Here is a 14,709-nt window from a genome sequence, read left to right as displayed (position 1 = left end):
CCGGTTAAAAGAGTGTCCCCTGATACCCGAAGTTGAGGACACTGCCATGATCGACAGCGGCTTTGAGACCACATCACTGCGAATGACGCTTCTGCTGCTTGTAACCTTCCAGGCTCCAGCTGCCGATGTTGACCGCATCATGGACGCGGTTGTCGCGATCGCACCGCTCGCTATGGGCAAATATGACCGCAACGCGTATCAGTCGGCACACGGCATCGAGCGCTACAGGCCGCTTGAAGGGGCCGCGGCCGGCGCCGAGACCGAATTGCGCCGCCGCCCGGGCACGGTCGAGGTTTCGTTCGAACTGCCCGACGACCAGACGCTGGCGGCCCGCGTCGTCGAAGCGATCTTCCAGGCGCATTCCTATCAGGAACCGGTGATCCGCATCCAGCCGATCCTTGCCAGCCGCTCCAAGGGGCTGGACGACCGTGCCAATCCGAATCGCTGGTGGAACACGACCGTAGACTGGAAGAAGGTTGCGGTATCCGAGGCGGAAACCGCCTGATTTATGCGTTCTGGGCAGCTTGGGCCGGCCACATCAGGCCAGCCGGGCTTGACTTTCCAGGCACGTTCTTTATGTGTCGCGCCAAGTTTCCCGCGTCCGGGTGTTTTCCCGTGCTCCAGCGGCCAAAACCCCACGAACATAACGGACTGAGATCATGGCCAAAGCCGCAAACATCAAGATCAAGCTTCTGTCGACCGCCGACACCGGTTTCTTCTACGTCACCAGCAAGAACAGCCGTACCAAGACCGACAAGCTGTCGTTCCGCAAGTACGACCCGGTCGCCAAGAAGCACGTCGAATTCAAGGAAACCAAGATCAAGTAATCTGGTTTTTCCTCTGGAATGCCAAACGCCGCCCATCGGGCGGCGTTTTCGTTCGGCCCGGGCGGCTGAAGTCCGTCAGCCCGGCTGAGCGCCTTAGAGCCGGATGATTTCAGGTCGAGTCGACCTGAAATCTGAATCCGTCTCTAAATCAAAGAGATAGAGCATGATGTCGTCCGAAAACCGCTTCACACTTTTCGGCATCATGCTCTAGCCGATGCGGTCGCCGCTCTTCCCGTCGAACAAATGCAGCGATGCCGGATCGGCCGACAGGCGCACCATGTCGCCAGGCTTCACGGCCGCGCGCCCCATCGCAAAGACGCAAAGCTGCTGGCCGGCCAGCTTGACGTAGAACTGCGTCGACAGGCCGAGCGGCTCCACCACTCCTACTTCGCCTTGCAGCGTGCCGTCGTCAGCCAGCCGGATATGCTCGGGCCGCAGGCCGACGGTGATGACGTCACCGTCCCTGAGCGGCAGGCCGTCCGGCAGCCGAAGCTTCTGGCCATCGGACAACACGGCGTCCACCTTGCCGCCCTTCTCCACCGTGGCCGGCAGGAAATTCATTCCAGGCGAGCCAATGAAGCCGGCGACGAACATATTGGCCGGCCGGTCATAGAGATCGAGCGGCGCCCCCACCTGCTGGATCAGCCCGTCATGCATGACGACGATGCGGTCGGCCATGGTCATCGCCTCGATCTGGTCGTGGGTGACGTAGACCGAAGTGGTCTTCAACTGCTGGTGCAGCGCCTTGATCTCGGCGCGCATATGAACGCGCAGCTTGGCATCGAGGTTCGACAGCGGCTCGTCGAAGAGAAAAACCTTGGGATCGCGTACGATGGCGCGGCCCATGGCGACGCGCTGGCGCTGGCCACCAGACAATTGCCTGGGCAGGCGTTGCAGGAACGTATCGAGCCCCAGCCGCTTGGCGGCACCATCGACGCGCGCATCGATCGCCGGCTTCTCGGCCTTTCGCAGCATCAGGCTGAAGCCCATGTTCTTCGAGACGTCCATATGCGGATAGAGCGCATAGGACTGGAACACCATGGCGATGTCGCGGTCCTTGGGCGCCACGTCATTGACCAGCCGCTCGCCGATGCGGATCTCGCCGCCCGAGGCTTCCTCGAGCCCGGCGATCATGCGCAACAGCGTGGACTTGCCGCAGCCGGACGGTCCGACCAGCACGACGAACTCGCCATCGGCGATTTCGAGATCGACCGCGTGCAGGACGCGCACGGCGCCATAATCCTTGCGGACCTTTTCGAGCGCGACAGAGGCCATCGGTCTATCCTTTGACGGCGCCGGCGGTCAGGCCGGTGACGAGATAGCGTTGCAGGAAAGCGAAGAAGATGCAGACCGGGATCAGCGCCAGGATCGACGCCGCCATCATCTGTCCCCAGTCAACGGCGAACTTGCCGATGAAGGTGAGCAGGCCGACGGCGAAGGTTTTCTGGTCGTCGCTGGAAATCAGCATCAGCGCGAACAGCAGCTCGCTCCAGGCGGCGGTAAAGACGAAGCCAAGTGTCGCGCCCATGCCGGGCAGCGTCAGCGGCACGATCACCTTGCGCATCGCCTGCGCGCGCGTGCAGCCGTCGATCATCGCCGCCTCCTCCAGGTCCTTGGGGATGCCGTCGAAGAAGGACTGCATCAGGAAGGTGGCGAAGGCGGTGTTGAAGGCGGTGTAGATGATGATCAGCCCGGTCAGGCTGTTGATCAGGCCGATCTGCCCCATCACGCGGTAGATAGGCGGAATGACCATCACCAGCGGAAAGGTCTGGGTCAGCAGCAACATGAGAGCCAGTGCGGCCTTGCCGCGAAAGGTGAAACGCGACATGGCGTAACCGGCAAGCGTGGCGATAACCGTGACCAGTGCCGCAGTGGACACCGAGACGATGACGCTGTTGAGGAAATAGCGCGGAAAATCGGTGGCTTCGAGCACGGTCACGAAATTCTGCAATGTCATGTGCGACGGCCAGAAGGTGATGCCTTCGGAATAGAGCAGCCGCTCCGGCGTGACCGAGATCTTCAGCGTCCAGTAGATCGGGAACAGAGCGAAGACGACGTAGGCGGCGATCGCGGCGTAAAGGCCGATGCCACCGAAGAAGCGCTGTGAAGCTGAGCGTCCGGCAATCATCAGACGTGCCTCACCAGCGAGCGGCGGATGGCGATGAGCACGATCGCGTAGGCGATGAGCAGCACCAGCAGCAGCACGGCCACAGCCGAGGCATAGCCTTTGTCCAGCGACTTGAAGGCGCTGACATAGATGTAGACCGGCACCGTGTTGGTCGACCCGGCCGGCCCGCCCTCGGTCATGACGAAGATCAGGTCGGCGAAGGTGGCGATCCAGATCGTGCGCAACATCACCGTGATGGCGATGGTCGGGGCCAGGAAAGGCAGCGTCACCTTGGTGAAACGTTGCCACGGCGAAGCGCCGTCGATCGCCGCCGCTTCATGCAGTTCCGAGGGTATAGACTTCAGCGCCGCCAGCAGCGTTATGGCGAAGAACGGAATGCCGAACCAGACATTGGCGATGATCGGCCCCCACATGGCGGTGGAGGGATCGGACAGAACGTTGGTCGGTTCGGCTTTCAGCCCCAAGGCGAACAGCCAGTGCGGCAGCGGACCGACGATCGGATTGAACAGCCAGGCCCAAGTCAGGCCCGACAGGAAGGAGGGCACCGCCCAGGGCAGGAAGACCAGCGCCTGCACCGCCTTGCGGCCTGAGAAAGGCCTGTCGAGCAGCAGTGCCAGGCCAAGGCCGAGGAAGAACTGGAAGAACAGGCTGGCCACCGTCCACCACAACGTGTTGATCAGCGCCTGGCCCAGCACCTGGTCCGACAGCATCGCCTGATACTGCCCGAGCCCGACATACTCGGACTTGAAGGCCGAAAATTTGCGGAAGGAATAGCTGATGCCGATGACCAGCGGCACGAGCAGCACCACGACCAGCAGGATGATCGCCGGGCTGAGGTAGAGCCAAGGCTCGATCGTCGCGTAGGAGAGCCGCTTTTTTCGCGGCGCCGCTTCGGACCGAATTTCGGATACGGCATAGGTCATTTGGCTGAGAAATGGCTCCCTGGAGCGGCGGGATGGACAATGAGCGTCCTTCTCCCCGTTCACGGGGAGAAGGGAAGAAAAGCTACTTCTTGTTCTTCGCCAGCCAGTCCTGCTGTTCCTTGGTCAGGAAGGCAGCCCACTGGTCGGCGACCTCCTTGGCCGTCTTCTGGCCGAGCAGCACTTCCTGGAAGTTCTTGATCGCGACCTGGTCGACGAAATTGCCGAGGTTTTCCAGATGCGTCGGCGGCGTCACCATTTCATATTTGGAGCTGTCGCTGAGTTCCGTGAACCAGCCCTTGAACTGCTCGGTCTTGAAATGGGGATCCTGGTCGGCACCGTTGTGGATCGGCACGACGCCGACTTCCTTGGCCCATTCCAGATTGTCCTTCGGCGACAGAAGCGTCGCCATCAGCTTCCAGGCATCATCCTTGTGCTGCGAGTTGGCGAACATCGCCCAGCCGGCATAGCCGAGCGTCGGATAGGACTTTCCGCTTGGTCCGACCGGCAGCGGCGCCACGGCGAAGTCGTCGGCGCTCATCTTGTCGGCGATGCCGAGAAGCGCGTCCGGATCCTGATTGAGCATGGCGCAAGTGCCGGAGTAGAAACCGGTGACGGTTTCGTTGAAGCCCCAGCTTACGGAATCCTTCGGCGCGAGACCATTCTTGTACATGTCGGCCAGCATCTGCAGGCCCTTGACCGAGCCCTCTTCATTGATGGTCGAGGTGCCGTCCTCGTTGAAATAGCCGCCCTTGCCCTGAGCGATGTTCATGAACATGTGCATGCCGTTGAAGGCGCCCGGCCCGCCGCGCAGGCAGTAGCCGTATTTTCCGGGAATGGCCGAGATCTTCTTGGAATCGGCGACAAACTCGTCGAGCGTCGCTGGCGGGCCGTCAAGACCAGCCTCCTTGAACAGCTTCTTGTTCCAGAACAGCGCGTTCACATAGTAGCCATAGGGGATCATGAACTGGGTGTTGTTGACCGTCGAGCCGAACTGTTTGGCGCGGTCGCCGAGCGTCTTGGCGTCGTCCCACTTGGCCATATAGGGGCCGAGATCCTCGAGCTGGGCATTGTTGGCGTAAAGCCCCATCCAGCGTTCCGGCATCTCGACCACATCGGGCGTGTCACCGGCCTGCACCATGGTCAGGAATTTCTCGAAAGCCTGGCCCCAGGGCAGCGAGACCAGTTCGACCTTGACGCCTGGATTGGCCGCCTCGAACTCGGCGATCTGCTTCTTGAGGAATTCGGTGCGTGGCGGGCTGGTGATCACCTCGACCATTTTCAGGGTTGAATCGGCGAGCGCGCCACCGGCGGAAATCGCCAGCCCCGCGACGGTGGCAAGCATGACGGTCAGTTTTCTCATGTTCAAGACTCCCATTTTGAACCCGCTTGTTATTTTCTGGCTTTTTCGAGGGCCTGGGCGACATCCGCCCAGAGATCCTCGACACTTTCCAATCCGACATTGAAGCGGATGGTTCGGGGGCTGACGCCGAAGCGCGCCATCGAATTCAGTCCTGGCGTCTGCTCCAGCGACGCCTTGGCCGGTACGACAAGGCTCTCATGCCCACCCCAGCTGACGCCGATGCGGAAATATTTCAGCGCGTCGACGAAGACGGGAATGTCGATGTCCTCGGTAACCTCGAACGAGAACAACCCGCCATAGCCGGCAAGCGTCGCCTTGCCCGGATGGTTCGAATAAGCCGGATGGTTCACCCGCTCGACATCGCCATGCGCCTTCAGCCGCTCGGCGATGGCAAGCCCGCTCTTCATATGGTGCGGCAGGCGCAGCGGCAGCGTGCGCAGGCCGCGCAGCAAAAGCCAGGCCTCGAACGGCGACAGCTTGCCGCCGAGATAGGAATAGGTCTGCTCGTTGATCTGCTTGATATGCGCTGCCGAGCCAGCCACCACGCCGGCGACCGTGTCGCTGTGGCCGCCGAGATATTTCGAGGCCGAGTGCAGCACGAGGTCGACGCCGTGCGAGATCGGCTTCTGGAACACCGGCGTCGCCCAGGAATTGTCGATCGTGGTGACGATACCCTGCTCTTTGGCCAGCCGGGTCAGATGCGGCAGGTCCTGGAGCTCGAACACCATCGAGGTCGGGCTTTCCAGATAGAGCAGCTTGGCGCCGGGAAGCGCCGCCACAACAGCATCCGGGTCGGAGCCATCGACATAGTCGACCTTGATGTTGAGCCGCGGCAGGAGCCGCTCGAACAGCCGGTAGGCATCGCCATAGCAGTTGCGTACAGCAACAATGCGCTCGCCCGCCCCGACGAAGGCAAGCACGGTGGCGCTGATCGCCGCCATGCCGCTGGAGAAGCCGCGTGCGGCCTCTGCACCCTCGAGCGCGGCGACACGAGCCTCGAACTCCATGACCGTCGGATTGTCGCCGCGGGAATAGATCGGCTGCTTTCGTTTGCCGGCAAAGGTATCGGCCATTTCCGCATAATTGGCGAAAGTGAACAACGAGGTCTGGTAGATCGGCGGCACGACGGCGCCGCCGGGAAACGGTTCGTCATGCGCCAAAACCGTCGCCGCCTCGGCGAGATAATCGTGATCGAAACCGTCTGGATGCCCGTTCATTTCAGGTCCGAAAGTTTGAGTTTGGCCGCACCGCGCTTCAGATCGTCCTCGACGGTGGCGATGAGCTTGAGCGCCTCGTCGCGGGCGCCCTGCGGATCACGCGCGGCGATACGTTCGTAGATGGTGCGGTGATAGGGAAAGCTGGCATGGCCGAAATCGCGCACGCCGAGCGGATGCTCCCAGAAACGGTGGAACAGTTCGTGCATGGCGGCAATGATCTGTTCGAACAGTGGATTGCCGGAGACCCGGTAGATCGCCTGGTGGAATTCCCAGTCCTCTTCCGATGACATGCCGTCAAGGGTGCGAAACGCCTGCTCCATGATATCGAGCTTGCCCTCGATCTCGGCAATGTCGGCCGGGCTGGCCCGCTCGGCGCACAGTGCCGCTGCCTCCGCCTCCAGCGCGCGGCGTATTTCCAGCGTCTGCATCAGGCTGGTGAAGTCATTGCCGCCCGCCAGCGTCAGCGGCAAATGCAGCATGTCGGGCGAGACGGCCGCCTTGAGAAACGTGCCGCTGCCTTGCCGGCGTTCGACCAGGCCCAATCCTTCCCACCGCGTCAGCGCCTCGCGCACCGTGTTGCGGCTGACCTTGAGCCGTTCGGCTAGAATGCGCTCGGTCGGCAGTCGCTCGCCAGGCCGCAAGGCCTCGGCGCCGACGAAGCCCACCAATGCCTTCAGCACGGCGTCGTCACGCGCCGTCGTCTGAATTGGTGGCAGGCTGTTCTGGTCCACATTTCCTCCAAGTGGTCCAATGGTCCAACCAATTTCTGCACGGATGGAGCCTCCTGTCAATTGCTTGTCAGGAGACAGCTGGCCATCAGCCTGTGGAAGGTGACGCGCTGCGTTCGGAGGGGCGCCCGGCTCCGGCATCCGGTCCGAACCATCTAGTCAGCGCATCGGCCAATCCCTGTCCATCCTCAACGCCAACCCAGGCCACGTATCCATCGGGCCGGATCAAGACCGCGTCGGGTGCGGCGACCGTTCCGAGTACGGGAAGCTCCCAGGCACCGGCATACGATGCGTCGATCTGCCGGATCCGGTCGGCCCAAGGCGCAATGTCCAGCCTGCCTGGCTCACCGAAATTGAGGAGCAGCGGCCGCGCGTCGTGGAGCAACGTGAACAGTCGCAACGGCCCATTAGCGGTGGAGAGATCGAGGTCGGGTATTCGTCGCCCAAGCAGCGCGTGCCCCTCCCCGAGATCGTAGTGGACACCCAGGCCAGACATCTCCGCGGCGATCCGTTTGCGTGGCCCATCCATGGCGAGCAGTTCGGCGAATGTGTCGCTCAAGGCCTTGGTGCGAGCATCCATCCGGCGAAGCGCGACCTGCGCCATCGCGTTGCGCAGCACGCGGGCAGCGACCGGATGGCGTTCGGCATGGTAGCTGTCGAGCAGGCCTTCCGGTGACATCCGCTTGACCACCTGGGCCAGCTTCCACCCCAGGTTCACCGCGTCCTGCACGCCGATATTGAGGCCCTGTCCGCCCATTGGGGGATGGATATGCGCGGCGTCACCGGCCAGCAGAACACGTCTGTCGCGGTAAGCGGCAGCCTGCCGCGTCATGTCGGTGAACCGGGAAATCCAGGTCGGACTGTGGACCCCGTAATCGGTGCCGTAGACACCGACAAGCGCCTCGCTGAGATCGCGCAGTGTCGGTTCGCCACCAATGGTCAGTTGTCGCTCGGTCAGCACGACACCCACCCGGCCGCCTTCCTCAATCTTGCCGATCGCATGGATACCATGGGCGTCACTGCGAAAGCCCAATGCTGGTTCCTCCGCCGTCTCGACCTCGGCGATTATCCAGCTCATCGTCGGATCCCATCCTTCGAACGCGATCCCCGCGGCCTTGCGGATCATGCTGCGTCCTCCGTCGCAGCCGACGAGATACTGCGTCCGCAACCGCTGGCCGCCAGACAGATCGATGTCGACGCCACCATTATCCTGTGCGAAGCCCGTGACGTCCTGCCCGCGATAGATCGGCACGCCGAACTCGCTGATCCAGTCGGCCAATATCCGCTCGATGTGGTTTTGCCGCAACGCCAGCAGATAGTTGTGCCGCGTGGGAAAGTCGCTGATGTCCAATCGGATCATGTGGAAGCCCACCGACGGCGATGTCTGTCCCTGCGAGAGGAACCGGTCGGCAATTCCGCGCTGGTCGAGCACCTCGATGGTGCGCGCGTGCAGGCCGCCCGCGCGCAAACCGACGAGTTCCTGGTTTGGCCGCCGCTCGACAACGGCCACATCGACGCCCGCCAATGCGAGTTCGCCAGCCAGCATCAACCCGGTCGGACCGCCTCCGGCGATCACCACCGCATGATCCCGACGCACTCGGCCACCTGGCAACAATTCCGGCATTTTGCCACTCCCGTTTCCGTTAACCTGGGTCGTGGTTCTACGGGAATAGCCGGGTCTTGCCGCAAGCCCCTTGCGCGCCATATGTATGAAATGGAAGGAGCTGGCTCCTCTCCTTCTCCTTATGCAATGGCGGTGAAAAAGTCTTGGCGTTGCCAGGCAATAGCACGCGAGGGTGCAACCGAAGCCGTTACAGTCCAGAAAAGCGGGACCTGCCGCAAAAAAGCCCCGGTTCTTCCGGGGCTTGACGCAGATTCCTGATGTCATATCGGGCAAAGGGGGCCGGTCGGCGTTTGGCAGCGGTACGAGGAGGCCACTATGTGCCAGCGCCGGCCGGCCGACCCCACGGACCCAGGAGATGCGGCGGACCTGAGCATCATGGGGTATTCGAGGATCGAGCCGGCTGTCTACCTCGTGCCGGCTTCGTCTTGGCCTTCACATTTGCGCAAGAGCTTATGGAAATCAACAGTTTCTTAACCAAGTCTCGCGAATCGCTTGGATTAAGGTAAATGGGTAACCCTGTTGGGGTTGACCGGATAATCGGGCCCGGAGCGTCAGGCTGCCTTGGCAACGACGCGGTTGCGGCCGCCGCTCTTGGCTTCGTAGAGCGCGAGATCGGCGCGTTTCATCAATGCCGCCACCGTGTCCACGCCCTTCAGCACCGATGACACGCCAACACTGACGGTGACCTCGATCGTCTTGCCCTCGGCGCCGATGGCGAACGGCATCTGGGCGATTTCGGCACGAATGCGCTCGGCCACCTTCTCGGCCACTGCGCCGTCGGTATCGGGCATTACCACCACGAACTCCTCGCCGCCGAACCGGCAGGCAAGGTCGATACCCCGGACGTTCTTGCGCAGCCGCCGCGCGAATTCGCGCAGCACCTCGTCGCCGCCGTCATGCCCATGCGCATCATTGATGGACTTGAAGCGGTCGAGATCGGTGATCATCACCGACAGCGGCCGGCGCCGCGCCACGGCGCGATCGAACAGCGTCTGCAGATGGCTGTCTAGATAGCGGCGATTGTGCAGCCCGGTGAGGCCGTCGGTCACAGCCATTTCGATGGTCTGGGTGACACTGGCGCGCAATTGGTCATTGTAGCGCTTGCGGCGCACCTGGGTACGCAGCCGCGCCGTCAGTTCCTGCTGGTCGATCGGCCGCATCAGATAGTCGTTGATGCCGAGTTCGAGCCCTCGGATGATGCGCTCCTCCTCGCCCTCCTCCGCCAGCAGGATGATCGGCACGAAACGGGTGCGGTCGAGCGAGCGCAGTTGCGAGCAGAGCCTGAGCGGATCGAAATCGGCGAAGGCCGTCGAGATCATCACGCATTCATAGGGCGTCTCCGCGGCCTGGAAGAACCCGGCATGCGGATCGCCCGTGACGTCGAGGTCGGCACGATCGCGCAGCATCTTCTGGATGCGCTCGACCGACGATTTGCGCTCGTCGATCAAAAGCACCTTCGGCGTCGTGTCCTCGGACGCGAAATTGCGGCTCAAAAGTTCTTCGATGCCGATGTTGCGCGTGGTCGAGGCGCGCAGCCGAAGCTCGTCGGTCAACGACTTCAGGCGGACCAGACTCTTGACGCGCGTCATCAGCTGCAAGTCGTTGACCGGCTTGGTCAGGAAATCGTCGGCGCCGGCCTCGAGCCCGCGCACGCGGTCGGTGACCTGATCGAGCGCGGTGATCATCACCACCGGAATGTGCGACGTCGCCGGATCGCTCTTCAATCGCCGGCAGACCTCGAACCCGTCCATGTCGGGCATCATTACGTCGAGCAGCACGACATCGACCTTGCCGTTCTCGCAGGTCTCGATCGCATCGGCCCCATTGGTGGCGGTCAGAACCTCGAAATACTCGGCCAGCAGCCGGACTTCCAGCAGCCTCACATTGGCAGGGATGTCGTCGACGACGAGGATCCGCGCAGTCATTTCACAACGCTCCGGCTCGGCTGGAAGGGTACATCAGGCATCGCCCAGATAAGATTTGATGGTTTCGATGAAACGCGGCACCGAGATCGGCTTCGAAATATACGCCTCGCAGCCGCCTTGGCGGATGCGTTCCTCGTCGCCTTTCATTGCAAAGGCAGTCACCGCAATCACCGGGATGACGTGCAGATCGTCGTCCTCTTTCAGCCATTTGGTCACTTCCAGTCCCGACACTTCGGGCAGTTGGATGTCCATCAGGATGAGGTCCGGCCGGTGCTGGCGCGCCAGGTCGAGCGCCTCCAGACCGTTGCGGGTGCGCACCGTCTCGTAACCGCTTGCTTCGATGAGGTCCCGAAAGAGCTTCATATTGAGCTCATTGTCCTCGACGATCATGACCTTCTTAGGCATCGGCATCCCGTCCCGGCCGTCCTCCACCCGGAGGTGACCGTCATGCGCTCTTTCCTTGAACGCACCAAACCCTGCTTCACTATACGGCAATATGATTGACGAAACGGAAACCCGAAGCCTGCAAAGCAGCACGAATTCCGCCTCGCCTCCCTGCGCGTCCAAAAGGCGCGCCACGCGCTAATGGCTTGCCGCAAGCAATTCTTGCCATTACTGCGGGAGAGACTCATTCCACGCACCGAAGGTAGTGATGGCAAACGCAGCGTCAATGCGCGAAGAGGCGGAAACCATTGCCGTCAAGGCACTGGGCTTCGTTGCCACCGATCCGGAGCTTTTACCGCGCTTTCTGGCAATCACGGGAATAGAGGCGCATTCGATCCGCCGGGCGGCCGGCGAGCCGGGTTTCCTGGCCGGCGTCCTGCAGTTCATTCTTGCCCACGAGCCGACCTTGATGCGCTTCGCCGAGGAAACCGGCACGCCACCAGCGGCTGTCGGCAAGGCGTTGCGCGCCTTGCCGCTCGGCGATGACAATCACGAGCACTCCACATGAGCGATGATCCCGAAACCGCGCGCCAGATCGAGGAACTGGCGGCTGACGACCGACCGCTGCTGGTGCTCGATGTCGACGACGTGGTGCTCGAATTCATCCGGCCCTTCCCGCATTTCCTCAAGGCGCGCGGCTATGGCCTGACGCTGGCGTCCTTCCGGCTGACCGGCAACATTGCCGAGACAGCCAGCGGCCGCCTGATCGAACAACCCGAAGTCACCGCACTCCTGGGCGATTTCTTCGACGCGCAAGCCGATTGGCAAAGCATCACCGATGGCGCCGCGGAAGCCCTGACCGGGCTTGGAGACCGTGCCGAAATCATATTGCTGACAGCCATGCCGCACCGGCATCGCGCCGTGCGACGCGCCCATCTCGATGCACTGGGGCTGGCCTATCCGCTGCTGACCACCGAAATGGCCAAGGGGCCGGCGGTAGCCAAACTGCGCGGCAGGAGCGGGCGGCCGGTGGTCTTCGTCGACGATCAGCCAGCCAATCTGGCGTCGGTGCGTGACTCGGTCGCCGACGCAAACCTATTCCATCTGATGGCCGACAATTCGCTGCGTACGTTCCTGCCATCGGTCCCGGACGATGTCATCGTCGTCCAGGATTGGCACGAAGCCGCGCCTAAGATCGCTGGCGCGCTGGGGTTCTAATCCAGGCGTTTTGGTGCGATCCCGGACGAAAAAACCGGTTCGCACTGTTCCGGATTTGCTCAAGGGCAGAACACTCAAGGATTGAGCTTCGCCCCTGCCCCGCCGTTAGCGCCGCCGCCATTATCGCTACCGCCATTATCGCCGCCGCTCTCATCGTCCGAACCGTCACCGTCGTCGACGCTATCGTCCACCGCCGGGTCGGCGGGCTTCAGCATGACGCCGTTGACGGTGACCGAGCCGTCGGCCTTGGTGTTGATAGCCCATTCCAGCTTGCCGTCCGGCAGCGTCTTGGCAAAACCCTTCGCCATGAGAGCGACAGGCACGTACTGCCCGACTTCCGGCTCCGCCTTCGCCGCTTCCTGCAGATGCTCCATGATCTTGTCGAAGCCAGCGACGTCGACAGTGAGATTTGCGTCGGGTTTCTGGCCGAAGCTTGTCATCTCGCCTTCCAGTGCGATCTCCATGTCCTTGTTCTTCACGGTACTGTGGCCGATGACGACCTTCGGCGTCTTGGCCAGGAATTCGGCTTTGAGCTGGTCGCCGAACTCGGCCGGCAGCGGCGGATCCTGGTTGAGATCAAAGGCTTCGATGGCCTTCTTTGCCATGCTGTCGAGATCGATGTTGGCGCCGCCGAAATTCAGGTCGATATCGGTGGGCAGCAGCGCCACGCTCCAGCTCGGCAAAAGCTGCTGCGGCACGGTCAGCCCCGAAGCCTTGATGCCATAGCTGACCTTTCCGTTCTGGGCGACGCCATCGGAACCGAACGCTATGCCGAACTGGGTTGCTCCGAACGTGCCGATAGGGCTGTCGACCGCGAAGTCCTTGAAGCCATAGGTTCCGTCGATACGCTCCCACACCGGAAGCGCTGCAAGCAGAAGCGACTTGAGCTGCGCCTGGTTTGCCTTCAGCGTCTTCTCGTCCTCATTGGCCACGGCAAACGCCAGGAGATCGAGCAGAGGCTTGGTCTGCACGCCCTTGCCGCTGGCCTCCACGGAAAATTCCGGCGACTTCACGGTGACGGGAAAATTCAGCCCGCTCTCGGCGTCGTTGAATTTTATCGCTTCGACGAAGTTCGAAATCTTTTGCGACGTCGTGAAATCAACGCCGCCATTGGTCGCCTTGGTCGCGGAAAGCGTCACGGTGCCGGCACCGGCGGTCACATCCATCTTTTGCTTGGCGTCCTGCGACGACATCGTCATTCCGGCCATCGAGCTCGTGGCGCTGGTGAAGGCCGCCAGCTTGGGATCGTAGACGCCGTTGCCCTTGCCGTCCTTGATCGAGAACTGCGTGCTCTGCTTTCCCTGAGGGCCGTTGAATTCAAAGGAGGCGCTCTGCGAAAAATCCATCGAGACATCCCAGGACCCGTCGCTGCGCGGCTTGACCAGCAGGGCGTAGGGCGCGAAGTCGAATTTCACCAGCTTCTGGTCGGGAAAGCTGCTGGCCAGCGCCTTGAAATCAACCAGGATCTTGTAGGCGGCGCCTTCGGCCGAAACCTTCAGGATGCCCTTGTCGAGCGCCTGTTTGCCGACATAGCGCGACAGATCATCGGACAATTGCTTGGCGCCCTGACTGTCGACGGTCTGGCCGAAAGCAGGCGCGCTCAGCAGGAACGCGGTAAAGGCAATAGGCAGCATACGGTTCACGGGAATTCTCCGTTCGTCGAAAAGGCAAAAATGGTTTCGTATCTCTGGTAGGGAAATACCATCGCGACCGCAAGACGATGACAGTCAGGCAATCGGCTTCAACACCAGCCGCATCAGCGGTCGACCGGCCTTGCGCTCCACAAGCCTTTCGAACCCGGCTTTCTCGAACACTCCCGATGACCCGACAAACAGGCCGATCGAACGCGAATCGCGCGACAGGTCGATCGGGCAGGCCTCAACGAGCCGCGCCCCGTTCCTGCGGGCGAACTCGATGCCGCCTTCGACGAGGCGGTGGGTGATGCCCCTGCCGCGCGCCTTGGCGCGGATGAAAAAGCATGAGATCGCCCAAACGGCCGGATCGGACGCGTCGGCGGGATCGATCGGCGCCGAGCCCCTGCCCTTGTTATTCCATTCGGGCACGTCGGCGCGTGGCCCGATCTGCATCCAGCCGACCGCCTTGCCGTCCTCGAAAGCCAGCAGGCCGGGCGGCGGGCCGGCTTCGATGCGCGCCTTGATGTGATCCTTGTTGCGTTCACGACTGCTCTCGCGCCGCGCCGCCGGCGCCAGCCGGAAATGGGTACACCAGCAGCCGTAGCAGGCGCCCTGCTTGCCGAAAAGGTCCTCGAATTCAGGCCAGAGCTCTGGCGCCAGCGGCACTACGGTCGTGCTCATGCGTTCTCCCCAGGCCAGGCTTGTCGCTGGCCTTGCGCTGTCGTACCATTGGTTTTGTTC

15 protein-coding genes are annotated in these 14,709 nt (G+C 62.1%); 4 read left to right on the top strand and 11 right to left on the bottom strand.

From position 1 onward, the window contains the following. The first annotated feature begins 46 nt into the window (after positions 1 to 46). Positions 47 to 505 carry a hypothetical protein gene (locus LB571_RS25475; RefSeq protein WP_224598975.1) on the top strand — a complete coding sequence of 153 codons (459 nt, stop codon included), beginning with the start codon at positions 47 to 49 and terminating at the stop codon, positions 503 to 505. Positions 506 to 659: 154 nt separating this feature from the next. After that, positions 660 to 827: a 50S ribosomal protein L33 gene (rpmG, locus tag LB571_RS25470; RefSeq protein ID WP_006201775.1), complete on the top strand. Its 168-nt coding sequence runs from the start codon at positions 660 to 662 to the stop codon at positions 825 to 827. A gap of 207 nt (positions 828 to 1,034) precedes the next feature. On the opposite strand, the gene LB571_RS25465 is transcribed toward rpmG, so the two are convergent. The 9 genes from LB571_RS25465 to LB571_RS25425 form a co-directional block, all read right to left on the bottom strand. Further along, positions 1,035 to 2,102 (bottom strand): ABC transporter ATP-binding protein, encoded by a 1,068-nt coding sequence (locus tag LB571_RS25465; protein ID WP_224598972.1) that lies wholly within the window; start codon positions 2,100 to 2,102, stop codon positions 1,035 to 1,037. A gap of 4 nt (positions 2,103 to 2,106) precedes the next feature. Next, positions 2,107 to 2,955, bottom strand: coding sequence for a carbohydrate ABC transporter permease (locus tag LB571_RS25460; RefSeq protein ID WP_015317628.1), 849 nt, complete (start codon positions 2,953 to 2,955; stop codon positions 2,107 to 2,109). Continuing rightward, on the bottom strand, positions 2,955 to 3,878 hold the full coding sequence (locus LB571_RS25455; protein ID WP_140873698.1) for a carbohydrate ABC transporter permease: 924 nt from the start codon (positions 3,876 to 3,878) through the stop codon (positions 2,955 to 2,957). The genes LB571_RS25460 and LB571_RS25455 overlap by 1 nt, the downstream gene beginning before the upstream one ends. Before the next feature lie 82 nt (positions 3,879 to 3,960). After that, on the bottom strand, positions 3,961 to 5,238 hold the full coding sequence (locus LB571_RS25450; protein ID WP_224598969.1) for an ABC transporter substrate-binding protein: 1,278 nt from the start codon (positions 5,236 to 5,238) through the stop codon (positions 3,961 to 3,963). A gap of 29 nt (positions 5,239 to 5,267) precedes the next feature. Beyond that, the gene (locus LB571_RS25445) at positions 5,268 to 6,455 is read right to left on the bottom strand and encodes a PLP-dependent transferase (RefSeq protein ID WP_224598965.1); all 1,188 of its coding nucleotides are present in this window, start codon (positions 6,453 to 6,455) and stop codon (positions 5,268 to 5,270) included. Then, on the bottom strand, positions 6,452 to 7,186 hold the full coding sequence (locus LB571_RS25440; protein WP_224598961.1) for a FadR/GntR family transcriptional regulator: 735 nt from the start codon (positions 7,184 to 7,186) through the stop codon (positions 6,452 to 6,454). Before LB571_RS25440 ends, LB571_RS25445 begins: the two co-directional genes overlap by 4 nt. Before the next feature lie 85 nt (positions 7,187 to 7,271). Then, positions 7,272 to 8,807, bottom strand: a complete 1,536-nt coding sequence (locus LB571_RS25435; RefSeq protein ID WP_224598957.1) for an FAD-dependent monooxygenase — start codon at positions 8,805 to 8,807, stop codon at positions 7,272 to 7,274. 551 nt (positions 8,808 to 9,358) lie between these two features. Then, positions 9,359 to 10,732 carry a PleD family two-component system response regulator gene (locus LB571_RS25430; RefSeq protein ID WP_015317622.1) on the bottom strand — a complete coding sequence of 458 codons (1,374 nt, stop codon included), beginning with the start codon at positions 10,730 to 10,732 and terminating at the stop codon, positions 9,359 to 9,361. 33 nt (positions 10,733 to 10,765) lie between these two features. Beyond that, on the bottom strand, positions 10,766 to 11,122 hold the full coding sequence (locus tag LB571_RS25425) for a response regulator (RefSeq protein ID WP_280110242.1): 357 nt from the start codon (positions 11,120 to 11,122) through the stop codon (positions 10,766 to 10,768). 262 nt (positions 11,123 to 11,384) lie between these two features. On the opposite strand from LB571_RS25425, the gene LB571_RS25420 reads away from it, so the two are divergent. Both LB571_RS25420 and LB571_RS25415 read left to right on the top strand, forming a co-directional pair. Beyond that, positions 11,385 to 11,684: a DUF3572 domain-containing protein gene (locus LB571_RS25420; protein ID WP_140793364.1), complete on the top strand. Its 300-nt coding sequence runs from the start codon at positions 11,385 to 11,387 to the stop codon at positions 11,682 to 11,684. Continuing rightward, the gene (locus LB571_RS25415) at positions 11,681 to 12,334 is read left to right on the top strand and encodes a DUF2608 domain-containing protein (RefSeq protein WP_224598954.1); all 654 of its coding nucleotides are present in this window, start codon (positions 11,681 to 11,683) and stop codon (positions 12,332 to 12,334) included. The genes LB571_RS25420 and LB571_RS25415 overlap by 4 nt, the downstream gene beginning before the upstream one ends. Before the next feature lie 74 nt (positions 12,335 to 12,408). Here LB571_RS25415 and LB571_RS25410 read toward each other — a convergent pair whose 3' ends face one another. Together LB571_RS25410 and LB571_RS25405 are read right to left on the bottom strand one after the other, a co-directional pair. Continuing rightward, the gene (locus LB571_RS25410; protein ID WP_140822380.1) at positions 12,409 to 13,968 is read right to left on the bottom strand and encodes a hypothetical protein; all 1,560 of its coding nucleotides are present in this window, start codon (positions 13,966 to 13,968) and stop codon (positions 12,409 to 12,411) included. A 93-nt stretch (positions 13,969 to 14,061) separates the two neighbouring features. Further along, positions 14,062 to 14,649, bottom strand: coding sequence for a GNAT family N-acetyltransferase (locus LB571_RS25405; RefSeq protein ID WP_015317617.1), 588 nt, complete (start codon positions 14,647 to 14,649; stop codon positions 14,062 to 14,064). Positions 14,650 to 14,709 lie beyond the last annotated feature (60 nt).

The organism is Mesorhizobium sp. BR1-1-4 (assembly GCF_020165375.1).
GTDB classification, from domain to species: Bacteria; Pseudomonadota; Alphaproteobacteria; order Rhizobiales; family Rhizobiaceae; genus Mesorhizobium; species Mesorhizobium australicum.
Note: the sequence above shows the minus strand (reverse complement) of the source record. Positions and strands in the feature narration are given on the sequence as shown.